Annotated in this window: 1 protein-coding gene; it reads right to left on the bottom strand. The window is 65.9% G+C overall.

Translation table 11 applies throughout. From position 1 onward, the window contains the following. Window positions 1–131: 131 nt before the first annotated feature. A partial coding sequence (locus NED98_RS23110; RefSeq protein WP_265314688.1) for an acyl-CoA desaturase occupies window positions 132–916 on the bottom strand: 785 nt, incomplete at its 5' end.

Genomic DNA, 916 nt, shown 5'->3' with positions numbered 1-916 from the left:
CCAGCGGCCAGCCCGCAATGTGAAATATCAACATCACTGAAAGGGGTTGCGCCAGCAGGAGCAATGACGCCGCGAGCGCGTAGCGGAGCGGGCCGGTCTCGCCGGCGAAGGCTTTGAAGGGTGCCATGATTTTACGCTCCCCCGAGATGCGCGCGAGCCGATACGACCGGGCGGGCGTCCTGCGTCACGCGGGTCAGCATGCCGGCGCGCCCGAGATGCTCCGGCAGGACAACGTTCCAGGCGAGGCCGAGCCGTTCGAGCATCCGGATGAACGCATAGCCCCAGTCGCTCTGCCCCGGATGAAGGCCGATCCGTGCCGACCCAGGGAAGGCGTGATGATTATTGTGCCAGGCTTCGCCCATCGTCGGGATCGCGGCCCAGGGGACATCATGCGCCTGCACGCCCGCGTCTTTGACCAGCCAGCTCTGCGGACCATGGCGATGCGCAAGATGGCCGATGAACCAGTGCCCGGTCACCGACACGGTGATGCGCAGGCACACCCCCCACGCAACCCAGCCCCAGCCGCCGAACAGAAAGAGCAGTCCTGCGATCGGCAGTTGCTGCGCCATCCAGCTGCGATCGAGGAAACGATAGAAGGAATCGGCGCCGACGCGCCCCAGTTCGAAGGCGGGCGGACGTTCCAGTTCCAGCCGGCAATGGAGCTGCCACCAGGCGTCGATCAGCATCGGGCGGCGGTGAGCGAGATAATCGTGGCAATCGCTCTGCCGCTGTGCCCAGTCGCGGAGGTCGTGGGTGCGTATCATCCAGAAAGGACCGCTCATGCCGACCGCCGCGCCAAACCAGACCAGGATATATTCGACCGCGCGCGGGCATTCGAAGCTGCGGTGGATAAGGCGCCGGTGGAAGCCGACGCTATGCCCCAGCAGCAGGCCCGCGCCTGTGGTGAGGGCGAAGA

The organism is Sphingomonas lycopersici (assembly GCF_026130605.1).
GTDB classification, from domain to species: Bacteria; Pseudomonadota; Alphaproteobacteria; order Sphingomonadales; family Sphingomonadaceae; genus Sphingomonas; species Sphingomonas lycopersici.
This window is presented reverse-complemented; position numbering and strand designations above follow the sequence as displayed.